This is a genomic window from Stenotrophomonas sp. GD03877, assembly GCF_029840555.1.
In the GTDB taxonomy this organism is placed as follows: domain Bacteria; phylum Pseudomonadota; class Gammaproteobacteria; order Xanthomonadales; family Xanthomonadaceae; genus Stenotrophomonas; species Stenotrophomonas geniculata.
This window is the reverse complement of sequence record NZ_JAOCCT010000018.1, coordinates 50834-68704: the sequence shown is the minus strand read 5'-3', so window position 1 is coordinate 68704 and position 17871 is coordinate 50834. Positions and strand designations below refer to the sequence as shown.

Genomic DNA, 17871 nt, shown 5'->3' with positions numbered 1-17871 from the left:
GGATGCTTCTGTAACAAACCTCACGAAAATTTGAGGTCTTGGCGAGGATTCGTTGAGTAGGATCGCTGCACCATCGTTTCCACCGGCATCCCTGCCGGCCACTCGGGCACCCGCCCACACCACCCAGGAGCACGACCGATGAGCAGTTCCAACAAGACCCTGTCCCTGCTGACTGCTACCGCCCTGGCCGCCGGCCTGGGCATGACCGCCAGTGCCTCGGCGCTGAGCATGAGCGACCTGGCCCAGGGCTATCTGGTGGCCGGCCAGGCAGCCAAAGCCAGCACCGATGCCAAGGCAGCAGATACCAGGATGGCCGCCGACGCGACCAAGCACGCCGAAGGCAAATGTGGTGCCGACGGCAAGAGTGCCGAAGGCAAGTGCGGCGCCGACAAGGGCAAGGCCGCCGGTGCCGCGGCAGGCGCCAAGGCCAAGACCGGCGACAAGAAGGCGGCCGAGGGCAAGTGCGGCGAAGGCAAGTGCGGTGCCAAGCACTGACGTCCGCGCCAGCGCCATCCACCTGCGGTCGCCGCTTCATGCGGCGGCCGCCGGGTTGGGGCTGCGCAGGGCGCTGCTGCAGGATCTGCGCGATGCACCGGCGGGTGACTTCGATTTCCTCGAATGCGCACCGGAGAACTGGATCCATGTCGGTGGCCCCGCTGGGGATGCGCTGGCCGAACTGGCGCAGCGCCATCCGTTGAGCTGCCACGGCCTGTCTTTGTCGCTGGGCGGCAGTGCGCCGTTGGATACGCAGCTGCTGGAACAGGTCGGCCAATTCCTGGAAAAGCACCGTGTGCCGCTGTACAGCGAGCACCTGAGCTACTGCAGCGACGACGGCCACCTCTACGACCTGCTGCCGATTCCGTTCACCGACGAAGCGGTGCGCCATACCGCCGCACGCATCGCCCGCGTGCAGGACCTGCTGGGTCGCCGCATCGCGGTGGAAAACGTGTCCTACTACCTGGCACCGGAGCCGGCAATGGACGAACTGGCCTTCACCAAGGCCGTGCTCGCCGAGGCCGACTGCGACCTGCTGCTGGACGTCAACAACGTCTACGTCAACGCCTGCAACCATGGCTACGACGCCGACGCCTTCATTGCCGGGCTGCCCGCAGAGCGCATCGTCTGCCTGCACGTGGCCGGGCACCTGGACGAGGCACCGGACCTGAAGATCGATACCCATGGCAGCGCGGTGATCGACCCGGTCTGGGAGCTGCTGGCGCGTACCTACGCGCGCATCGGCCCACGCCCCACCCTGCTCGAACGCGATTTCAATTTCCCGCCCTATGCAGAACTGCAGGGCGAACTGCAGACCATCCGCCGCCTGCAGGCCGCGCACGCCGGGGTTGCACATGGCTGACGCCACCGACACCCTGCGCGCGCAGCAGCACGCGTTCACCGCTCACCTGCGCGATCCACATGCGGTGCCTGCACCGGCCGGCCTGGAGCCACGCCGGGTGGCGGTGTACCAACGGCTGCTGTTCAACAACCTGCTCGGCCTGTTGAGCAACGGCTTCCCGGTCTGCGTGCGCCTGCTCGGCGAACCGGCCTGGAGCGGACTGGTGCGCCAGTACTTCGCGACCCATCGCTGCCAGACGCCGCTGTTCACCGAACTGGCCGCCGAATTCGTGCAGTGGCTGCAGGCCCAGCCACAGCTGCCGCACCCGGCGTTGGCCGAACTTGCTCATTACGAGTGGGTGGAAACCGCGCTGTACCAGCTTCCTGCCGAGCCTCTGCCTGCGCCGGGTGGCATCGACCCGCTGCGGGTGCCGCTGCAGCGCTCGCCACTGGCATGGCCGCTGCTGTATCAGTGGCCCGTGCACCGGCTCGGTGCCGAGGACGCACCGTCACAACCGCCGGCGGAACCGACCGGCCTGCTGGTTCGTCGCGAGGCCGATGGCGAGGTGCGCTTTGCCGTACTCAGCCAGCTGGCGGTGTACCTGCTGTCCAGCATCGGCGAACACCCTGGCCTCGATGGCCATGGCTACCTGCGGCACCTGGCCGCCGCGCACGGCCTGGCCGAGGACGCGCTGGCCGGACCCGGTGCCGCGCTGCTGCAGCAGTTCCTGCAGGCCGGCGTGATCGGCCCGCTCGCAGTCCCCGGCTGACGCCCCCTTCCCCCGGAGAACCACCGATGAACCTCCCGACCCTGGCCGCCGTGCGCGGCCAGCTGGACCGTCTCGCCCCCTGGCTGGCCCCGCTCGGCCTGCGCCTGCTGCTGGCCTGGGAATACTTCGAATCCGGCCGCGAAAAACTGCACGGCCAGAACTGGTTCGCCGACCTGCAGGATGCCTTCCCGTTCCCGTTCGACCAGCTGCCGGCCACCCTGAACTGGCAGCTCGCCACGTGGTTCGAACTGATCGGCGCGGCCTGCCTGCTGGTTGGATTCGGCACCCGGTTTGCCGCGGCCAGCCTGCTGGTGCTGACCGTTGTGGCCACCTATGCAGTGCATTGGCCGATGGAGTGGAACTCGCTGTCTGACCTCGCCATGGGCTACGCGATCACTGACCAGGGCTTCGGCAACTTCAAGCTGCCGGTGCTGTTCATGGCGATGCTGCTGCCACTGATCTTCACCGGCGCCGGCAGGCTGAGCGTGGATGCGTGGTTGGCGCGGTGGCAGCCATCGGGCACGACGGCACGGCCCGCAGTCCGGTAAATGCCGCCCCTGGTCGGCGCGCACCGTGCCAACCAAGGTTGGCAGCTACCGGAATCCTGAGCGTGCGGTGCCCGGTAGGTGTCGACCTTGGTCGACACACGACCACGCAGGGAACCCATGCACAGAAGGCTGGCCGGGCGCTCAGGGTCGCTCTGCTAGAATTCACGCATGACTGACCCCACCCCCGCACCTGCCGCCGCTCCCGATTCCGTAGTACCCCAGGCGCAGCGCGCGATGTCACAACGCTTCCGCGGCTTCCTGCCGGTGGTGGTGGATGTGGAAACCGGCGGCTTCGACAGCCAGCGCAACGCGCTGCTGGAAATCGCTGCCGTGCCGATCGAGATGGACGAGAACGGCCTGCTCTACCCCGGCCAGACCGCCAGCGCCCACGTGGTGCCGGCCGAAGGCCTGGAGATCGACCCGAAGTCGCTGGAAGTGACCGGCATCATCCTCGACCACCCGTTCCGGCTGGCCAAGGAAGAGAAGGCCGCGCTGGACCACATCTTCACCCCGGTGCGTGCGGCGATGAAGAAATACGGCTGCCAGCGCGCGATCCTGGTCGGCCACAACGCCCATTTCGATCTCGGTTTCGTCAATGCGGCGGTGGCCCGGACCGGTCACAAGCGCAATCCGTTCCATCCGTTCAGCGTGTTCGACACAGTGACCCTGGCCGGCATCGCCTACGGGCAGACCGTGCTGGCACGTGCGGCCACGGCCGCCGGGCTGGGTTGGGATGCCAACGAGGCGCACAGCGCGGTGTATGACACCGAGCAGACCGCGCGGTTGTTCTGCACCATCGCCAACGCCTGGCCGCGCTAAGGCAGCGCTTTCTGTAGAGCCGAGCCATGCTCGGCTGCGCCTTTTTCCGCGCTGTCGCGCTGTAGTCGAGCATGGCTCGACTCTACCGATCGATAGAGGCATATCCACGCCACGCGCGGATGTGATCAACCGATGCTCGTGCGATCGCGGCCGTCGCTCTTGGCGCGGTACAGCGCGCGGTCTGCGCGCTGGTACAGCAGCGCCGGGGTGCGGTCGTCGGCGTCCAGCTCCACCAGCCCCGCACTGAAGGTCACGCGCAGGCCGTCCACACCGGCCCAGTCGGGGTGGTCATGGAACAGGCCGCGCAGGCGTGCACACAGCTGTGCGGCTTCCTCCAGGCGGGTGTCGTTGAGCAGCAGCGCGAACTCTTCGCCACCAGTCCGCGCGGGCAGGTCCGAGTCGCGGCTGGCGGCGGCGATCAGCCGCGCCACCTGCACCAGCACGGCATCGCCGATGCTGTGGCTGTGGCGGTCGTTGACGTCCTTGAAGTGGTCGATATCCAGCACCACCAGGCACAGCGGATGACCACTGCGCTGCGAACGCGCAAAGTCGCGGGCCAGCGTTTCATCGAAGGCACGGCGGTTGGCCAGGCCGGTCAGCGCATCTTCGCGGGCCTGCCGTTCGAAGGCCTCGGCCTGGCGTGCCAGGCGCTCGGCCAGTTCGGTCTTTTCCTGGTTCAGCGCCTGCAGGTGCACGGTCTTCGCCTGCAGGTCGAAGGTGGCCTCGTCCACCCGCCGCGCCAGGCGCAGGTTGCTGGCCTTCAGCTGCTGCAGCAGCAGGCGGTACAGCGCCACCAGCCCGGCCAGCAGCAACAGTCCACCCAACCCCTGCACGCTGCGTCGCTGCCACCAGAACGGCTCCACGGTGAAGCTCCATACCGCTTCCTGCTGGCCCCAGCTGCCACTCGGATGGGCCGCGGCCACGTGCAGGGTGTAATCGCCCGGCGGCAGGCCGACGAACTCCACGCTGCGCTGCGGGCCGCGTTCGACCCACCCCGCATCCAGGCCATCCAGCCGCGTGCGGTAGCGGATCCGGTCCGACATCAGGTAGCTCAGGCCGACATAGCTCACCGTCAAGCGACGGCCGCCGGGAATGTAGTTGCGGTCCGGGCCTTCCCAATGCACCGGTGCGCCATCCACCTGCACGCTTTCAATCGCTGCCGGCGGTGAAAGGCGCTCGCGGAAGCGCTGCAGGCGTTGCGGGTCAACGGTGCTCAGGCCTCCGGCGGTGACCACCCAGAACGTGCCGTCCTGGCGCAGGATCGCCGAGGGCCCGGAGCTGCCGTTGGCCTGCGCATTGGCCATGCCGTCGATCTCGTTGTAGCGCTCCACCATCACCCGGGGTGCGCGGCCATCGGCCACGGCGTTGAGGGGGGCCATGTCGGTGCGCAGTACACCGCGGTTGCTGCTGATCCACACATTGCCAAGGCGATCCGGCACCAGCTGGAACACCGCATCCACCGGCATGCCCTGCTCCAGCCCCACCCGCGCCAGCGTGCCGTTCCGCCAGCGGTACAGGCCGCGGTCGCTGCTGATCCACATCGCGTCGCCCAACTGATGGAAGCCGAACACGCTGCGGCCACCGCCCAGCGGCGCCAGGTCGATCGACTGCACGTGGTCGCCGCGCAGCACGCGGATTCCCTCGATGGTGCCGATCCACAGGTTGCCCTGATGATCGTGCTCAAGTGCGGTGATCAGGCCGCTGGGCATGCCCGGGACGTTCGATACCTGCACACGGTCACCGTCGATGCGGACCACACCCTTCTGCGTGCCGGCCCAGACCACACCCTGCGGGTCCACGCTGATCGCGCGGATGTTGCCACCCGGCATGCCATCGGCGGCGGCATAGCTGTGCCGCAGCCGGCCGTCACGACCAAGACGGTAGACGCCATCGCCGAACGTTCCGACCCACAGGTCACCGTCCGGGCCCTGCGCCAGGCTGAGCACCGAAGGTGCCTTGCCGCCGCGGTTGTGCAGCGGCATCGCACGGAAGCGGCCATCGGCGGTCTGCAGATCGAGGCCGCTGGCACTGCCGACCCACAGCTGGCGGTCGCGGTCCTCGAACACGGTGCGCACATAATCACCACTGAGGCCATCGCGCTCGGTGTAGCTGCTGAACAGCGTTTCGCGCAGGCGGTACAGTCCACCGTTGGCACCGACCCAGATGCTGCCCTCGGCATCCTCGCGCAGGCTGACCACGCGTCCACCCGGCAGGTTCAGGCCCGCCGGCAGCCGCTCCAGGCCATGCGAGGAGATCCGCAGCAGGCCCTGGTTCTCGGTGCCCAGCCACAGGTCTCCATGGCGATCCTGCAGCATCGAGGTCAGGTGCAGCTGGCCCGGCAGGCGGTGCATCAGCACCAGCTGATCATCTTCCACGCGGTACAGGCGCTCGCCGGCGACGATCCACAGCGCGCCGTCCGGAGCGCGGTACGGCCACGACAGGCCACTGCCGGCGCCCAGCCCCCACGCCGTGGGCGCCCGCTTGAGCACGCCGTCGTTGTCGCGCAGCACCAGCCCGTCCAACGTACCGGCCCAGACCCGGTCCTGCGCATCGACCACCAGCTTGGTGAAGCTCATCGCCATCGGCAGGTCGGCGGCCGGCGCCTGGTAGACGATGCCGGTGTCCGGCGTCAGATAGCCGATGCCCTTGCCTTCATAGAGCAGCCACAGGCGGCCCTGGCTGTCCATCTGCATGGACTGGATCAGTACCTGCGGGGTATCGGCCTGGTGCTCCCAGACCCGCCACTGGCCATCGTTACCGCGGTGGCTGACGTTGCCGCGCGAATCACTGATCCACAGCCCACCCTGACGGTCGACGAACAGCGCACCGATACCGTTGTCACGCAGGCCCGGGCGGGTGCTGCGGTCGAACACGGTGAAATCGAGGCCGTTGTATCGCACCAGGCCTTCCCAGGTGGCGAACCACAGGTGGCCTTCGGGGGTCTGCGCGATGTCGCGCAGCGAGTTGTGTGGCAGGCCGTTGCGCGACGTCCATACATCGATGGCGTAATCGCGCAGCGGCGGTGCCCCCTCCTGCGCAGCCACCGGCAGTGCAAGGGCCAGCAGCAGCCACAGCAGGCCCTGTCGCAGCCATCGACCGATACCTGATCCGCAGCGCTCCGCCCAGCGCCCGATGTCCCCCTGTCCGGCCATCAGTGCAGCGGCGGCGGCCAGGCAGGGCTGCCGGGCCTGGCAGCATGCGGGAACTGCCAGGCAGCGCTGAACGGCATGCCGGCGGGAACGGGCTGGCTCATCGGGGGGAAACTGGGAAGATGCGCAGATGATAGGCCAAACCCGGCCCACGGCGTCACCATCGCCAGCCGCGAAGACTCAGCCCGCGCGCCCCGGCGGCGTTACCTGTGCACTGGCCGGCCACTGCACTACCGCCTCCAGCCCGCCTTCGGCGCGGTTGCGCAGCCACAGCCGCGCGCCATCCTTCTCGGCCAGAGCGCGGGCGATGGTCAAGCCCAGACCGGCGCCGCCGGTTTCGCGCGAACGCGAGGTCTCCACCCGCACGAACGGGTCGAACACGGCTTCCAGCTGATCCTCGGCCAGGCCGGGGCCGTCGTCGGCCACCACCACGGTGATCGCGCCGCCACTGCGCTCGACCCGTACCCGCACCCGGTAGGCGTACATCACCGCGTTGTCCACCAGGTTGGAAAACAGGCGGTGCATGGCCAGCGGACGCAACATCAACACCGCTCCGCTGCCCCCTTCGAAGACGACATCACCGCCGCCCTCGGCGGTATCTTCAACGATGCTCTCCAGCAGCGAATCCAGGTCCAGTGCGGCACGCTGCTCGGCGCTCTCGGCACTGCGCGCCAGCTCCAGGCCTTCGCGCACCAACGCCTGCATCGCGGCCAGATCGCCGATCAGGCGCTCGCGAAGTACCTCGTCGCTGACATTCTCCAGGCGCAGGCGCAGGCGGGTCAGCGGGGTCTGCAGGTCATGGGTGATCGCCGCCAGCATCTGTGTGCGCTCGGCCAAGTGCCGCTGCAGGCGGTGCTGCATGGCGTTGAAGGCTTCGGCGGCACGCTGCACCTCGCGCGGCCCGCGCAGCGGAAGGGGATCGCGCTGCAGGTCGTCGCCCAGGTCTTCGGCGGCGGCGGCCAGCTCCTGCAACGGCGCGCTGGCGATGCGCGCGACGATGTAGGCCAGCACCGCGATCGCCAGCACCAGCAGGGTCAGGAACCACGGATCAACGGCGAGGATGCCGTTATGCGCCACCGCCGGCGAATCCAGCGCCAGCTTCAGCAACGTGCCGTCGTTGAGGGTCACGTCGACCGCACGGCACTTGGGCGGGATGAATGCCGGATCACGCTCGCGCGGGTGCTTGCGATGCCCGGGCGGCGGCGGCGGCAACAGGTCCTGCAGCTTGGGAATGCAGGAGCGGAACGAAGCGAAGTGCACATGTGCGCGTGCGACCGGCCCCGGCCGGTCATCCAGCACTTCCATCAACGCCGTGTCGGCCCGCCCCAGGCGTGCGCCGGGTTGCAGCGCGCGCACGCTCGGCCCACCGATTTCGAGCAGGCGTTCACGCAGTTCGGGATTGCCGTCGAGCAGGTTGACGTAGCCCTGCAGGCGGTCGGCGATGCGGTTCAGGTTCTGCCGCTCGAACTCCTGCTGGCGCTTGGAGGTGGCCAGCATGGTCGCGCCGATCGCGGCCACGCTCATGCCCAGCAGCAGGATCACGAACAACCGCCCGACCATCGAGGACAGGAAATGGCGCAGGCGCTTCATCGCGGCTTATTCCAGGTTCACCGAGGAGGCCAGTACATAGCCTTCGTTGCGAACGGTCTTGATCAGCCCGTCCGGGCCACCGTCGTCGCCCAGCTTGTTGCGCAGCCGGCTGACCTGCAGGTCGATCGCGCGATCCTGTGCCTCGTAGTTGCGGCCGCTGCTGAGCGCGACCAGCTGCTCGCGCGACAGCACCTTGTTGGCATGGGCGATGAACACCCGCAGCAGGCGGAACTCGGCGCCGGACAGCACCACCACGCGATCGTCCGGGTCCACCAGGTGGCGATGCTCCAGATCGAACACCCACCGCGAGAAGCGCGCACGGCGCACCGCCAGCGGCTCCAGGTTGGCCGGCAGCGCCTCGGTCCGGCGCAGCACGTTGCGGATGCGCGCCAGCAGCTCGCGCGGTTCGAACGGCTTGGCCAGGTAGTCGTCGGCGCCCATTTCCAGGCCCAGCACGCGATCGATCGGCTCGGCGCGTGCGGTCAGCATGATCACCGGCGTGTTCGAGCGCGCGCGCAGGTCGCGGCACAGGGTCAGTCCATCCTCGCGCGGCAGGTTGAGGTCCAGCACGATCAGGTCCACATGCTCGCGGTCCAGCAACTGGCGCATGGCGGTGCCATCGGCGGCCGTACTCACCTGGTAACCGGCACGGCCGAGCTGCTCGGCCAGCAGGGTGCGGATGTCGTTGTCGTCGTCGACGATCAGCAGTCGATGCATCGTGTTTTCAGTCTCCATGTCGCGATCATCCCGTGTCGGCAGCTGAACCGCATCCGGGGCAATGCGTACCAGTGTATCCACCCGTGGGCGGGATACCTGTGGTTACGCGTATTCACCGACAGTGTTACATAGAGACATACCCCGAGGATTGAGCCGCCCATCGCCCGGTCTTCACAATGCCCACCAACGCCGCCTCCGCGGCCCCGAGAGTGAAGCCACGACGTGACGTTCCGCCTGCTGCCCGCGACCCGCCGGGGTCGCCTGATACTGATCGCCCTGCTTGGCCTTGCCGTCGCCGCAGCCGCCTGGTGGCTGCTGCGCAAGCCCGCCGCCCCGGCGGTGGCGACCACGCCCGTCAGCCGTGGTGACATCGAGCAGACGGTGGAGGCCACCGGTGTGATCGACGCCTACAAGCTGGTCAGCGTCGGCGCCCAGGCCTCGGGCCAGATCAAGTCGCTGAAGGTACAGCTGGGCGACACGGTGAAGGAAGGCGACCTGATCGCCGAGATCGACGCCACCACCCAGCAGAACCAGGTGCTCAACGCGCAGGCCTCGCTGGACCAGGTCACCGCCCAGCGTGCCGTGCAGCAGGCCACCCTGCGCCAGGCGGAACTGGAATTCGCGCGCCAGCAGCAGATGCTGGCCGCCGAAGCCACCTCGCGCCAGGAATACGATGCCGCCGAGGCACAGCTGAAGACCGCCCGCGCCCAGCTGCAGTCCTACGAGGCACAGATCAAGGGCCGCGAAACCGAGCTGGGCACCGCCCGCGCCAACCTGGCCTACACCCGCATCACCGCGCCGATGGACGGCACCGTGGTGGCGGTGGTGGCCGAGGAAGGCCGCACCGTGAACGCCAACCAGACCGCACCGACCATCGTCATGCTGGCGCGGCTGGACGTGGTCACCGTCAACGCCGAGATCTCCGAGGCCGACGTGGTCAAGATCAAGGCCGGTATGCCGGTGTACTTCACCACGCTGGGCGATCCTGACCGCAAGTACCACGCCACGCTGCGCCAGATCAATCCGGCGCCGGCCTCGATCGCCAACGAGAATTCGTCCAGCTCCAGCAGCTCCTCCAGTTCCAGCTCCAGCAGCGCGGTCTATTACAACGCGCTGTTCGACGTGGAGAACCCGGACGGCACGCTGCGCATCGACATGACCGCGCAGGTCTCGGTGCTGCTCAAGCAGGCCAAGGGCGTACTGATGGTGCCGGCGGTAGCGCTGGGACCGAAGCGCCGTGGCGACGAGCGCATGGTGCGGGTGCTGGACGACAAGGGCCAGCCGCAGCCGCGCAAGGTCAGCGTGGGCATCAACAACGGCGCCTCGGCCGAAATCCTGTCCGGGCTGAAGGAAGGCGAGCGCGTGGTGGTGGGCGAAGCCGGTGCGGCCGGTGCCAGCGCCGGCGGCGGCAACCGCGGCGGCATGCAGATGCGGGTCGGCGGCCCGGGCATGGGGCGCCGATGAGCACGACGGCGCCGCTGCTGCGCCTGCGCGACCTGCGACGCGAATTCCCGGCCGGCGATGATGTGATCGCCGTGCTGCGCGACGTCAATCTCGACATCCACGCCGGTGAGATGGTGGCCATCGTCGGCCAGTCCGGCTCGGGCAAGTCGACGCTGATGAACATCCTCGGCTGCCTCGATCGCCCCACCCGTGGCAGCTACCAGGTGGCCGGCCGCGAAACCGGGAAGATGGAACCGGACGAGCTGGCCGAACTGCGCCGCGAACATTTCGGTTTCATCTTCCAGCGCTATCACCTGCTGGGCGACCTGGATGCGCGCGGCAACGTGGAAGTACCGGCGGTGTATGCCGGCAGCCCGGGCGCAGTGCGCAACGCGCGTGCCGAGCAGCTGCTGCAGCGGCTGGGCCTGAGCGACCGCATGCACCACAAGCCGGGCCAGCTGTCAGGTGGCCAGCAGCAGCGCGTGTCGATTGCACGTGCCCTGATGAACGGCGGCGAGGTGATCCTGGCCGACGAACCCACCGGCGCGCTCGACACGAAATCCGGCGAGGAAGTGATGGCGATCCTCGGTGAGCTGCACGCCGAAGGCCACACCATCATCATCGTCACCCACGACATGAGCGTGGCCGAACACGCACAGCGCATCATCGAGATCCGCGACGGCGAGATCATCGCCGACCGCGCCAACCCGAATGCGCCGACCTACCGTGCACAGCGCGAGGCCAGCACCGGCGTGGCCCGCGGCAACAGCTGGCGGGCGGCCCGTGACCGCTTCACCGAAGCATTCCGCATGGCCCTGCTGGCGATGAACGCACATCGGCTGCGCACCTTCCTGACCATGCTCGGCATCATCATCGGCATCGCCTCGGTGGTCTCGGTGGTGGCGCTGGGCAATGGCTCGCAGCAGCAGATCCTGCAGAACATCAGCGCACTCGGCACCAACACCATCGACGTCTATCCCGGCCGTGGTTTCGGCGACATGCGCTCGGCGCGGGTACAGACGCTCAAGGCCAGCGATGCCCATGCACTGGCAAAGCAGAGCTACGTGGACAGCGCCACGCCCAGCGTGTCGACCTCGGTCACCGCGCGTTACCGCAACCAGTCCTCCACCGCCCAGGTCAGCGGCGTCGGCGAGCAGTTCTTCCGGGTCAAGGGTGTGACCCTGCTCAGCGGCAGCTTCTTCGACAGTGACGCGGTGAAGGGCCTCGGCCAGGTGGCGGTGATCGACGAGAACACCCAGACCCAGTTCTTCCCCGATGTCGATCCGGTCGGCCAGGTGATCCTGCTCGGCAACGTGCCGGCGCGCGTGGTCGGCGTGGCCAAGCGCCAGAGTTTCGGTTTCGGCGGCAGCACCAGCCTCAGCGTGTGGGTGCCGTACACCACGGTGATGTCGCGCATGCTCGGCCAGAGCCACGTCTCCAGCATCACCGTGCGCGTTGACGACGACACGCCAATGGATGCGGCGCAGGAAGCAATCACCCGCCTGCTGACCCTGCGCCATGGCACCGAGGATTTCTTCCTCAGCAACAGCGCCGAAATCCGCCAGACCATCGAACAGACCACGCGCACAATGACGCTGCTGATCGGCGCCATCGCCGCCATCGCGCTGCTGGTCGGTGGCATCGGCGTGATGAACATCATGCTGGTGTCGGTGACCGAGCGTACCCGCGAGATCGGGGTGCGCATGGCCGTCGGTGCGCGGCAGAGTGATATCCGCCAGCAGTTCCTGATCGAAGCGGTGCTGGTGTGCCTGCTCGGCGGTCTGCTCGGCATCGGCCTGGCGCTGCTGCTGGGCTCGATGATCGGCCGCTTCGCCAGCGACTTCCAGGTGCTGTTCTCCACCGCCTCGATTGTTGCCGCCTTCGCCTGCTCGACCCTGATCGGCGTGGCGTTCGGCTTCCTGCCCGCGCGCAATGCCGCGCAGCTCGACCCGGTGGAGGCTCTGGCCCGCGAATGAAGATGATGACCCGACTGCCCTTCCCTGCTCCCTCGCGCCTGCTGCTGGCGGGCGCTGTTCTGCTCGCCCTCTCAGGCTGTACATCGGTGGGCCGCTACCCGGTGCAGGCCCCCGACGTGGCGGCCAGCTACGGGCGTGGCGACGCCACCCTCAATGCACCCGCCGACGACCCGCGCAGCAGCCTGGATACATCCGGCCGCGACATCCGCCAGGACACCTGGTGGACCGGCTTCGGCGACGAACGACTGGACCGTCTGGTGGCGCAGGCGCTGGCCGCCAACAGCGATCTGGCCGCCGCCGGTCTGGCCGTGCAGCGTTCGCGCCTGCAGGCTGGCCTGGCCAGCAACGCGCTGTGGCCGCAGCCTTCGTCTTCCGGGGTCAGTGGCAGCGCCAGCCGCGCCACCGACCAGGCTGATGACTGGCGTCGCAGCTATTCCACCGGCGTTTCGCTGGGCTGGGAGGTCGATCTGTGGGGCCGCCTGCGCACCCAGCGCGACATCGCCCGCTGGGAAGCCGAGGCCAGCGAGGAAGACCGGCAGAACACCGCGCTGCTGGTGATCGGCGACACCATCACCCAGTACTGGAACCTGGCCTATCTCAACCAGTCGATCGCCACCGGCCAGGCCAACCTGGAGCGGCTGGAACGTACCCGCGAACTGGTCCAGGCCCGCTTCGACGCCGGTGCGGTATCGCGCCTGGAAGTACGCCAGGCACTGCAGAACCTGCAGTCGCAACGTTCCGCACAGAGCGCGCTGGAACAGCAGCGGGTGGAAGTGCGCAATGCGCTGACCGTGCTGCTGGACGGCACGCCGTGGCCACAGCAGGACGAACCGCAGGACCTGCTGGCCGCACGCAGCCCCGGGATCAACGAAGGCCTGCCGACCGACCTGCTCGGCCGCCGTCCCGACCTGCGCGCAGCCGAACTGCGCCTGCGCAACAGCCTGAAGACCATCAAGGTCACCGCGACCCAGTACTACCCGGCATTGAGCCTGACCGGCAGCCTCGGCTCCAGTGCAACCTCGCTGAGCGATGTGCTGCGCAACCCGGTGGCCACGCTGGGCGCCGGCCTGTCATTGCCGTTCCTCAACCTGCAGCGCGCGCAGCTGGATACCGACATCGCCGGTACGGCGTACCAGATTGCTGCAACCAACTTCCGCAAGACGCTGTACACCGCGCTCTCGGAAGTGGACAACGCGCTGTCGGCACGTGAGCAGCTGGCGCGCCAGGTGGCGGCCTCGCAGGCTTCGTATGACGAAGCGGTGGAAGTAGAGCGCGCGCAGGAAGTGCGCTACCGCGTGGGTGCCACCGATCTGCGCACCTGGCTGGAGGCACAGCAGACCCGGCGCGACGCCGAGCTGTCACTGGCGCGCGTGCGCCAGGGCCAGCTGAACAACGACGTGACCCTGTTCAAGGCGCTGGGCGGCAGCGCGGGCTGAGGCCCGTCCTGTAGAGCCGAGCCCACGCTCGGCTGCAACGAAGAGCAGCCGAGCGTGGGCTCGGCTCTACAGATCAACCGCGCTGGCGCACGGCCTCGAACAGGCTGACGCCGGCGGCGACGGAGACGTTCAGGCTCTCGATCTCGCCCGGCATCGGGATCTTGACCAGGCCATCGCAGTTCTCGCGGGTCAGTCGGCGCAGGCCGTCGGCTTCGCCACCCAGCACCAGGGCGATGTTGCCCTTCAGGTCCAGCTGGTACAGCGAAGCGGTGGCTTCGCCGGCCAGACCATAGATCCACACGCCCTGCTTCTGCAGGTCCTTCAGGCAGCGCGACAGGTTGGTCACCGCCACCACCGGGATCAGATCGGCGGCACCGGCCGAGGTCTTGCGCACGGTGGCATTGACCGTGGCCGACTTGTCCTTGGGGATGATCACTGCGGTCGCACCGGCGGCAGCGGCCGAACGCAGGCAGGCGCCGAGGTTGTGCGGGTCCTGCACCTCGTCCAGCACCAGCAGCAGGGCCTTGCCCTCGGCGGCAGTGACGAGGCCTTCCAGCTCGTTCTCGCTGTAGGTACGGGCGGCGGCATAGCGCGCGGCCACGCCCTGGTGGCGCACCGAACCACCCACGCCATCCAGCGCCTGGCTGTTCACCTTGCGCACGTCGATGCCCTTGCGGCGGGCGTTTTCCTCGATCTCGGTCAGGCGCGGGTTCTTCGCACCGGCCTCGACCAGCACTTCGCGGACGTTCTCGGCGTCGTTCTCGATGGAGGAGGCGACGGCGTTGACGCCGACAATCCACTGGCTGTTCTTGCTCATGCGGGCGGGGACCGGAAAGGGGGTGGCTATGGTAGAGCATCGGCGGGCCGGGCGCTGCGGCGGGCCCGCCTGTAGAGCCGAGCCTGCACCCGGCGGCCTTGGGTTCAGGCTGCGGCGACCCGCCAGCCGAGCGTGGGCTCGGCTCTACAGGTGCGTTACCGGCTGCGCGGCGGCCAGTGTGGGGTGTCGTGGTCGGGATGCTGGTGGGACACGATCGTGGCCAGGAAATCCAGCGCGGCGATGTCTTCCTCGGTACGACGGGCCGGCAGGCTGGCCAACGTATCGACGAACGGCAGCTTGCGCTCGACCCCGTACTGGATCGTCGGCGGCAGGCGCTCGGGTTCGTCAAAGGCACCGGCCGCCACCGCCACGCCGTCCGGCGCCTCGTAGGTCAGCGGCGTACCGCAGTCGGCGCAGAAGCCCCGCCGCACCACGTTGGACGACTGGAAATAGCGCGGCTGGCCGCGGGTCCAGCTGAACTGCACGCCGCGCACCGAGACCAGCGGCGCGTAGTAGGCACCGAAGGCCTTCTGGCACATCCGGCAATGGCAGATCGAGCTGTCGGTGAGCGCGCCACGCGCCTGGAAGCGGATCGCGCCGCACTGGCAGCCGCCACTGTATTCGGGTTGACCCTGCATCTGCGGTCCTCCGTAACGTCGTGCCAACCAAGGTTGGCACCTACCGGGTGAGGGATGTGCCAACCAACGGTTGGCACCCACCAGCTGAAGTAGGTGCCGACCGTTGGTCGGCACACCTTTCAATACTGCTTCTTCGTCCGCTTGGCCGGCTTGCCGCGCTCCGGCAGTGGCGGCAGGCCCTCGCCTTCGTCCTCGCCCTTGTGCTCGACCAGGCGGAAGTCGATCTTGCGTTCTTCCATGCTGGCCTTCAGCACCAGGATCCGCACGCGATCGCCCAGACGGTAGCTGCTGCCGCGGCGCTCGCCGGTCAGCGTCTTGCGGGTCGCGTCGAACTTGTAATAGTCCTGCGGCAGCTGGGTCACGTGCACCAGGCCCTGCACTTTCGACTCATCCAGCTCGACGAACAGGCCGAAGCTGGTCACGCCGCTGATCACGCCATCGAACTGGCCACCCACGTGCTTTTCCATCCACGCCGCGCGGTAGCGCTCGTCGACCTCGCGCTCGGCTTCATCGGCACGGCGCTCACGCTCGGAGCACTGCAGCGCCAGCGCAGCCATTTCGCGCGCGTTGTAGGTGAACTTGTCCAACGGCTTGCCGGACAGCGCATGCTTGATCGCGCGGTGCACCAGCAGGTCGGGATAGCGACGGATCGGCGAGGTGAAGTGCGCGTACGCCTCCAGCGCCAGGCCGAAGTGGCCGTGGTTCTCCGGGCTGTAGATCGCCAGGCTCTGGCTGCGCAGCAGCACCGATTCCAGCAGCGTGGCATCGGGGCGGTCGCGGATCTTCTTCAGCAGCTTGGTGTAGTCACCCGGGCGCACCTTGGACCACGGCGGCAGGCTCAGCTTGAACTCCTTGAGGAATTCCAGCAGGTCGGCGTACTTGGTCTCCGGCGGCTTCTCGTGGATGCGGTACGGGGCCGGCACGTGGCGCGACAGCAGGTACTTCGCTGCCTCGACGTTGGCCGCGATCATGCATTCCTCGATCAGCTTGTGCGCGTCGTTGCGCACCAGCATGCCGGCCTGGGTCACTTCACCGCGGTTGTCCAGCACGAAGCGTACTTCACTGCTTTCGAACTCGATGGCACCGCGCTTGGCGCGTGCCTTGGACAGCACCTTGTACAGCTGGTGCAGGCGCTGCACCTGCGGCAGCAGGTCACCCATCCAGGCCTTGGTATCGGCATCGTCCTCGCCCACCGCCTTCCACACCTGGGTATAGGTCAGGCGCGCGTGCGAGTTCATCACCGCCTCGTAGAAGCGCGAATGCGTCACCAGGCCGTCGCGGTCGATCTGCATGTCGCAGACGAAGCACATGCGGTCGACCTTCGGCATCAACGAACAGATGCCGTTGGAGAGCGTCTCCGGCAGCATCGGCACCACGAAGCCGGGGAAGTAGACCGAAGTCGCACGCTTCTGCGCTTCCTCGTCCAGCGGCGTGCCGGGACGGACGTAGTTCGAAACATCGGCAATCGCCACCACCAGGCGGAAACCGTCGGCATTCGGCTCGCAGTACACCGCGTCGTCGAAGTCCTTGGCATCTTCACCGTCGATGGTGACCAGCAGCGTGCTGCGCAGATCGACACGGTCGCCGATCATCGCCGGTTCAACCACCATCGGCACCGAGGCGGCTTCGTCCAGCACCTCCTGCGGGAACTCGAACGGCAGCTCGTGGCCGTGGATGGCGGTCTCCACCACCAGCGATGCGGTCAGCTTGTCGCCGAGCACGGCGATGATGCGGCCGATCGGCGGGCGGCGGCTGTCCGGCGCCTGGGTAAGTTCGCAGACCACCAGCTGGCCATCGCGCGCGCCACCGGTCTGGTCCGGCGGTACCTGCACGTTGCGCTGGATGCGCTTGTCATCGGGCACCACGTAATTGATGCCCATTTCAATGCTGAAGCGACCGATCAGGCGGGTCATGCCGCGTTCGAGCACGCGCGCAATGCTGCCTTCGCGACGGCCACGGTGGTCGATGCCGGTCACGCGGGCCAGCACCTTGTCACCGTGCATGACCTTGCGCATTTCATACGGGGGCAGGAACAGGTCGTCGCCCCCCTCGACCGGGCGCAGGAAGCCGAACCCTTCCGGGTTGGCGATCACCACGCCGGTGACCAGGTTCAGGGTCTGGATCGGGGCGAAGCCGCCACGGCGGTTCTGCACCAGCTGGCCATCACGGACCATGGCACCGAGCCGGCGCGACAGCGCTTCGGCACGATCGGGTGCGGTCAGGCCCAGGCGTGCGCCCAGTTCCTCGGCGGTCTGCGGCCCTTCGCAGCGCTCCAGCAGGGCCAGGATGGCCTCGCGGCTGGCGATGGGCTGTTCGTATTTCTCCGCTTCACGCGCGGCATAGGGATCGTCGATCACCTTGCCGGTCGGCGGCAGCTTGCGGCCCGGGGTCGGGCCTGGCGCGTCGGAATTGCGGACCTTGCGGCCACGCGGTGGTGCGCCGCCTTCATTCAATTCGGGGAACCAGCCCGGCAACGGCTTGCCCGGCTTGGTGGTGCGGGCTGCGCCCGCCTTGGCGCCCTTCTTCGGGCCCTGGCTGCGGGAGGTGCTCCCGCCCTTGCTTGGTTTTTTGGTAGTCATCGCCCTACATGGTAGCCGTTGACGGCGTGCAGAACGGGTCAGTGGCCGTCTTGA

14 protein-coding genes are annotated in these 17871 nt (G+C 68.0%); 8 read left to right on the top strand and 6 right to left on the bottom strand.

Translation table 11 applies throughout. The features are described from left to right. Positions 1-138: 138 nt before the first annotated feature. The 5 genes from N5D20_RS14425 to rnt all read left to right on the top strand — a co-directional run bounded on the left by N5D20_RS14425 (position 139) and on the right by rnt (position 3472). On the top strand, positions 139-495 hold the full coding sequence (locus N5D20_RS14425) for a hypothetical protein (RefSeq protein ID WP_019337649.1): 357 nt from the start codon (positions 139-141) through the stop codon (positions 493-495). Continuing rightward, the gene (locus tag N5D20_RS14420) at positions 482-1357 is read left to right on the top strand and encodes a DUF692 domain-containing protein (RefSeq protein ID WP_197579632.1); all 876 of its coding nucleotides are present in this window, start codon (positions 482-484) and stop codon (positions 1355-1357) included. The genes N5D20_RS14425 and N5D20_RS14420 overlap by 14 nt, the downstream gene beginning before the upstream one ends. Further along, positions 1350-2105, top strand: coding sequence for a putative DNA-binding domain-containing protein (locus tag N5D20_RS14415; RefSeq protein WP_197579633.1), 756 nt, complete (start codon positions 1350-1352; stop codon positions 2103-2105). Before N5D20_RS14420 ends, N5D20_RS14415 begins: the two co-directional genes overlap by 8 nt. 26 nt (positions 2106-2131) lie before the next feature. Continuing rightward, the gene (locus N5D20_RS14410) at positions 2132-2653 is read left to right on the top strand and encodes a DoxX family protein (protein ID WP_049411501.1); all 522 of its coding nucleotides are present in this window, start codon (positions 2132-2134) and stop codon (positions 2651-2653) included. A gap of 234 nt (positions 2654-2887) precedes the next feature. After that, complete coding sequence (gene rnt, locus N5D20_RS14405; RefSeq protein WP_005408782.1) at positions 2888-3472, top strand: ribonuclease T; 585 nt, start codon at positions 2888-2890, stop codon at positions 3470-3472. 125 nt (positions 3473-3597) lie between these two features. Here rnt and N5D20_RS14400 read toward each other — a convergent pair whose 3' ends face one another. From N5D20_RS14400 to N5D20_RS14390, 3 genes are all read right to left on the bottom strand, one after another. Beyond that, positions 3598-6624, bottom strand: coding sequence for a ligand-binding sensor domain-containing diguanylate cyclase (locus N5D20_RS14400; protein ID WP_197579634.1), 3027 nt, complete (start codon positions 6622-6624; stop codon positions 3598-3600). Between the two features lie 177 nt (positions 6625-6801). Next, complete coding sequence (locus tag N5D20_RS14395) at positions 6802-8211, bottom strand: ATP-binding protein (protein ID WP_010486233.1); 1410 nt, start codon at positions 8209-8211, stop codon at positions 6802-6804. Positions 8212-8217: 6 nt separating this feature from the next. Further along, entirely contained in the window at positions 8218-8946 is a 729-nt protein-coding gene (locus tag N5D20_RS14390; RefSeq protein ID WP_005408779.1) for a response regulator, read from the bottom strand. 204 nt (positions 8947-9150) lie between these two features. Between N5D20_RS14390 and N5D20_RS14385 the strand changes: the two genes are divergently transcribed. From N5D20_RS14385 to N5D20_RS14375, 3 genes are read left to right on the top strand one after another with little or no spacing between them, the layout of a single operon-like run. Then, positions 9151-10392: an efflux RND transporter periplasmic adaptor subunit gene (locus N5D20_RS14385; RefSeq protein ID WP_197579636.1), complete on the top strand. Its 1242-nt coding sequence runs from the start codon at positions 9151-9153 to the stop codon at positions 10390-10392. Continuing rightward, positions 10389-12347, top strand: a complete 1959-nt coding sequence (locus tag N5D20_RS14380) for a MacB family efflux pump subunit (RefSeq protein WP_197579638.1) — start codon at positions 10389-10391, stop codon at positions 12345-12347. The genes N5D20_RS14385 and N5D20_RS14380 overlap by 4 nt, the downstream gene beginning before the upstream one ends. Continuing rightward, positions 12344-13783, top strand: coding sequence for a TolC family protein (locus tag N5D20_RS14375; protein ID WP_197654544.1), 1440 nt, complete (start codon positions 12344-12346; stop codon positions 13781-13783). Before N5D20_RS14380 ends, N5D20_RS14375 begins: the two co-directional genes overlap by 4 nt. 73 nt (positions 13784-13856) lie before the next feature. Here N5D20_RS14375 and rlmB read toward each other — a convergent pair whose 3' ends face one another. The 3 genes from rlmB to rnr all read right to left on the bottom strand — a co-directional run bounded on the left by rlmB (position 13857) and on the right by rnr (position 17817). Then, positions 13857-14600, bottom strand: a complete 744-nt coding sequence (rlmB, locus tag N5D20_RS14370; RefSeq protein WP_005408775.1) for a 23S rRNA (guanosine(2251)-2'-O)-methyltransferase RlmB — start codon at positions 14598-14600, stop codon at positions 13857-13859. Between the two features lie 155 nt (positions 14601-14755). Next, positions 14756-15238 (bottom strand): GFA family protein, encoded by a 483-nt coding sequence (locus tag N5D20_RS14365; protein ID WP_010486247.1) that lies wholly within the window; start codon positions 15236-15238, stop codon positions 14756-14758. Between the two features lie 119 nt (positions 15239-15357). Further along, positions 15358-17817: a ribonuclease R gene (gene rnr, locus N5D20_RS14360; RefSeq protein WP_197579172.1), complete on the bottom strand. Its 2460-nt coding sequence runs from the start codon at positions 17815-17817 to the stop codon at positions 15358-15360. Positions 17818-17871 lie beyond the last annotated feature (54 nt).

Coding starts and splice junctions, on each gene's coding strand:
- rnr (WP_197579172.1), bottom strand. CDS start 17,817: ATGACTACCAAAAAACCAAGCAAGGGCGGGAGCACCTCCCGCAGCCAG.
- N5D20_RS14380 (WP_197579638.1), top strand. CDS start 10,389: ATGAGCACGACGGCGCCGCTGCTGCGCCTGCGCGACCTGCGACGCGAA.
- N5D20_RS14425 (WP_019337649.1), top strand. CDS start 139: ATGAGCAGTTCCAACAAGACCCTGTCCCTGCTGACTGCTACCGCCCTG.
- N5D20_RS14415 (WP_197579633.1), top strand. CDS start 1,350: ATGGCTGACGCCACCGACACCCTGCGCGCGCAGCAGCACGCGTTCACC.
- N5D20_RS14410 (WP_049411501.1), top strand. CDS start 2,132: ATGAACCTCCCGACCCTGGCCGCCGTGCGCGGCCAGCTGGACCGTCTC.
- rnt (WP_005408782.1), top strand. CDS start 2,888: ATGTCACAACGCTTCCGCGGCTTCCTGCCGGTGGTGGTGGATGTGGAA.
- N5D20_RS14365 (WP_010486247.1), bottom strand. CDS start 15,238: ATGCAGGGTCAACCCGAATACAGTGGCGGCTGCCAGTGCGGCGCGATC.
- N5D20_RS14390 (WP_005408779.1), bottom strand. CDS start 8,946: ATGGAGACTGAAAACACGATGCATCGACTGCTGATCGTCGACGACGAC.
- N5D20_RS14375 (WP_197654544.1), top strand. CDS start 12,344: ATGAAGATGATGACCCGACTGCCCTTCCCTGCTCCCTCGCGCCTGCTG.
- rlmB (WP_005408775.1), bottom strand. CDS start 14,600: ATGAGCAAGAACAGCCAGTGGATTGTCGGCGTCAACGCCGTCGCCTCC.
- N5D20_RS14395 (WP_010486233.1), bottom strand. CDS start 8,211: ATGAAGCGCCTGCGCCATTTCCTGTCCTCGATGGTCGGGCGGTTGTTC.
- N5D20_RS14400 (WP_197579634.1), bottom strand. CDS start 6,624: ATGGCCGGACAGGGGGACATCGGGCGCTGGGCGGAGCGCTGCGGATCA.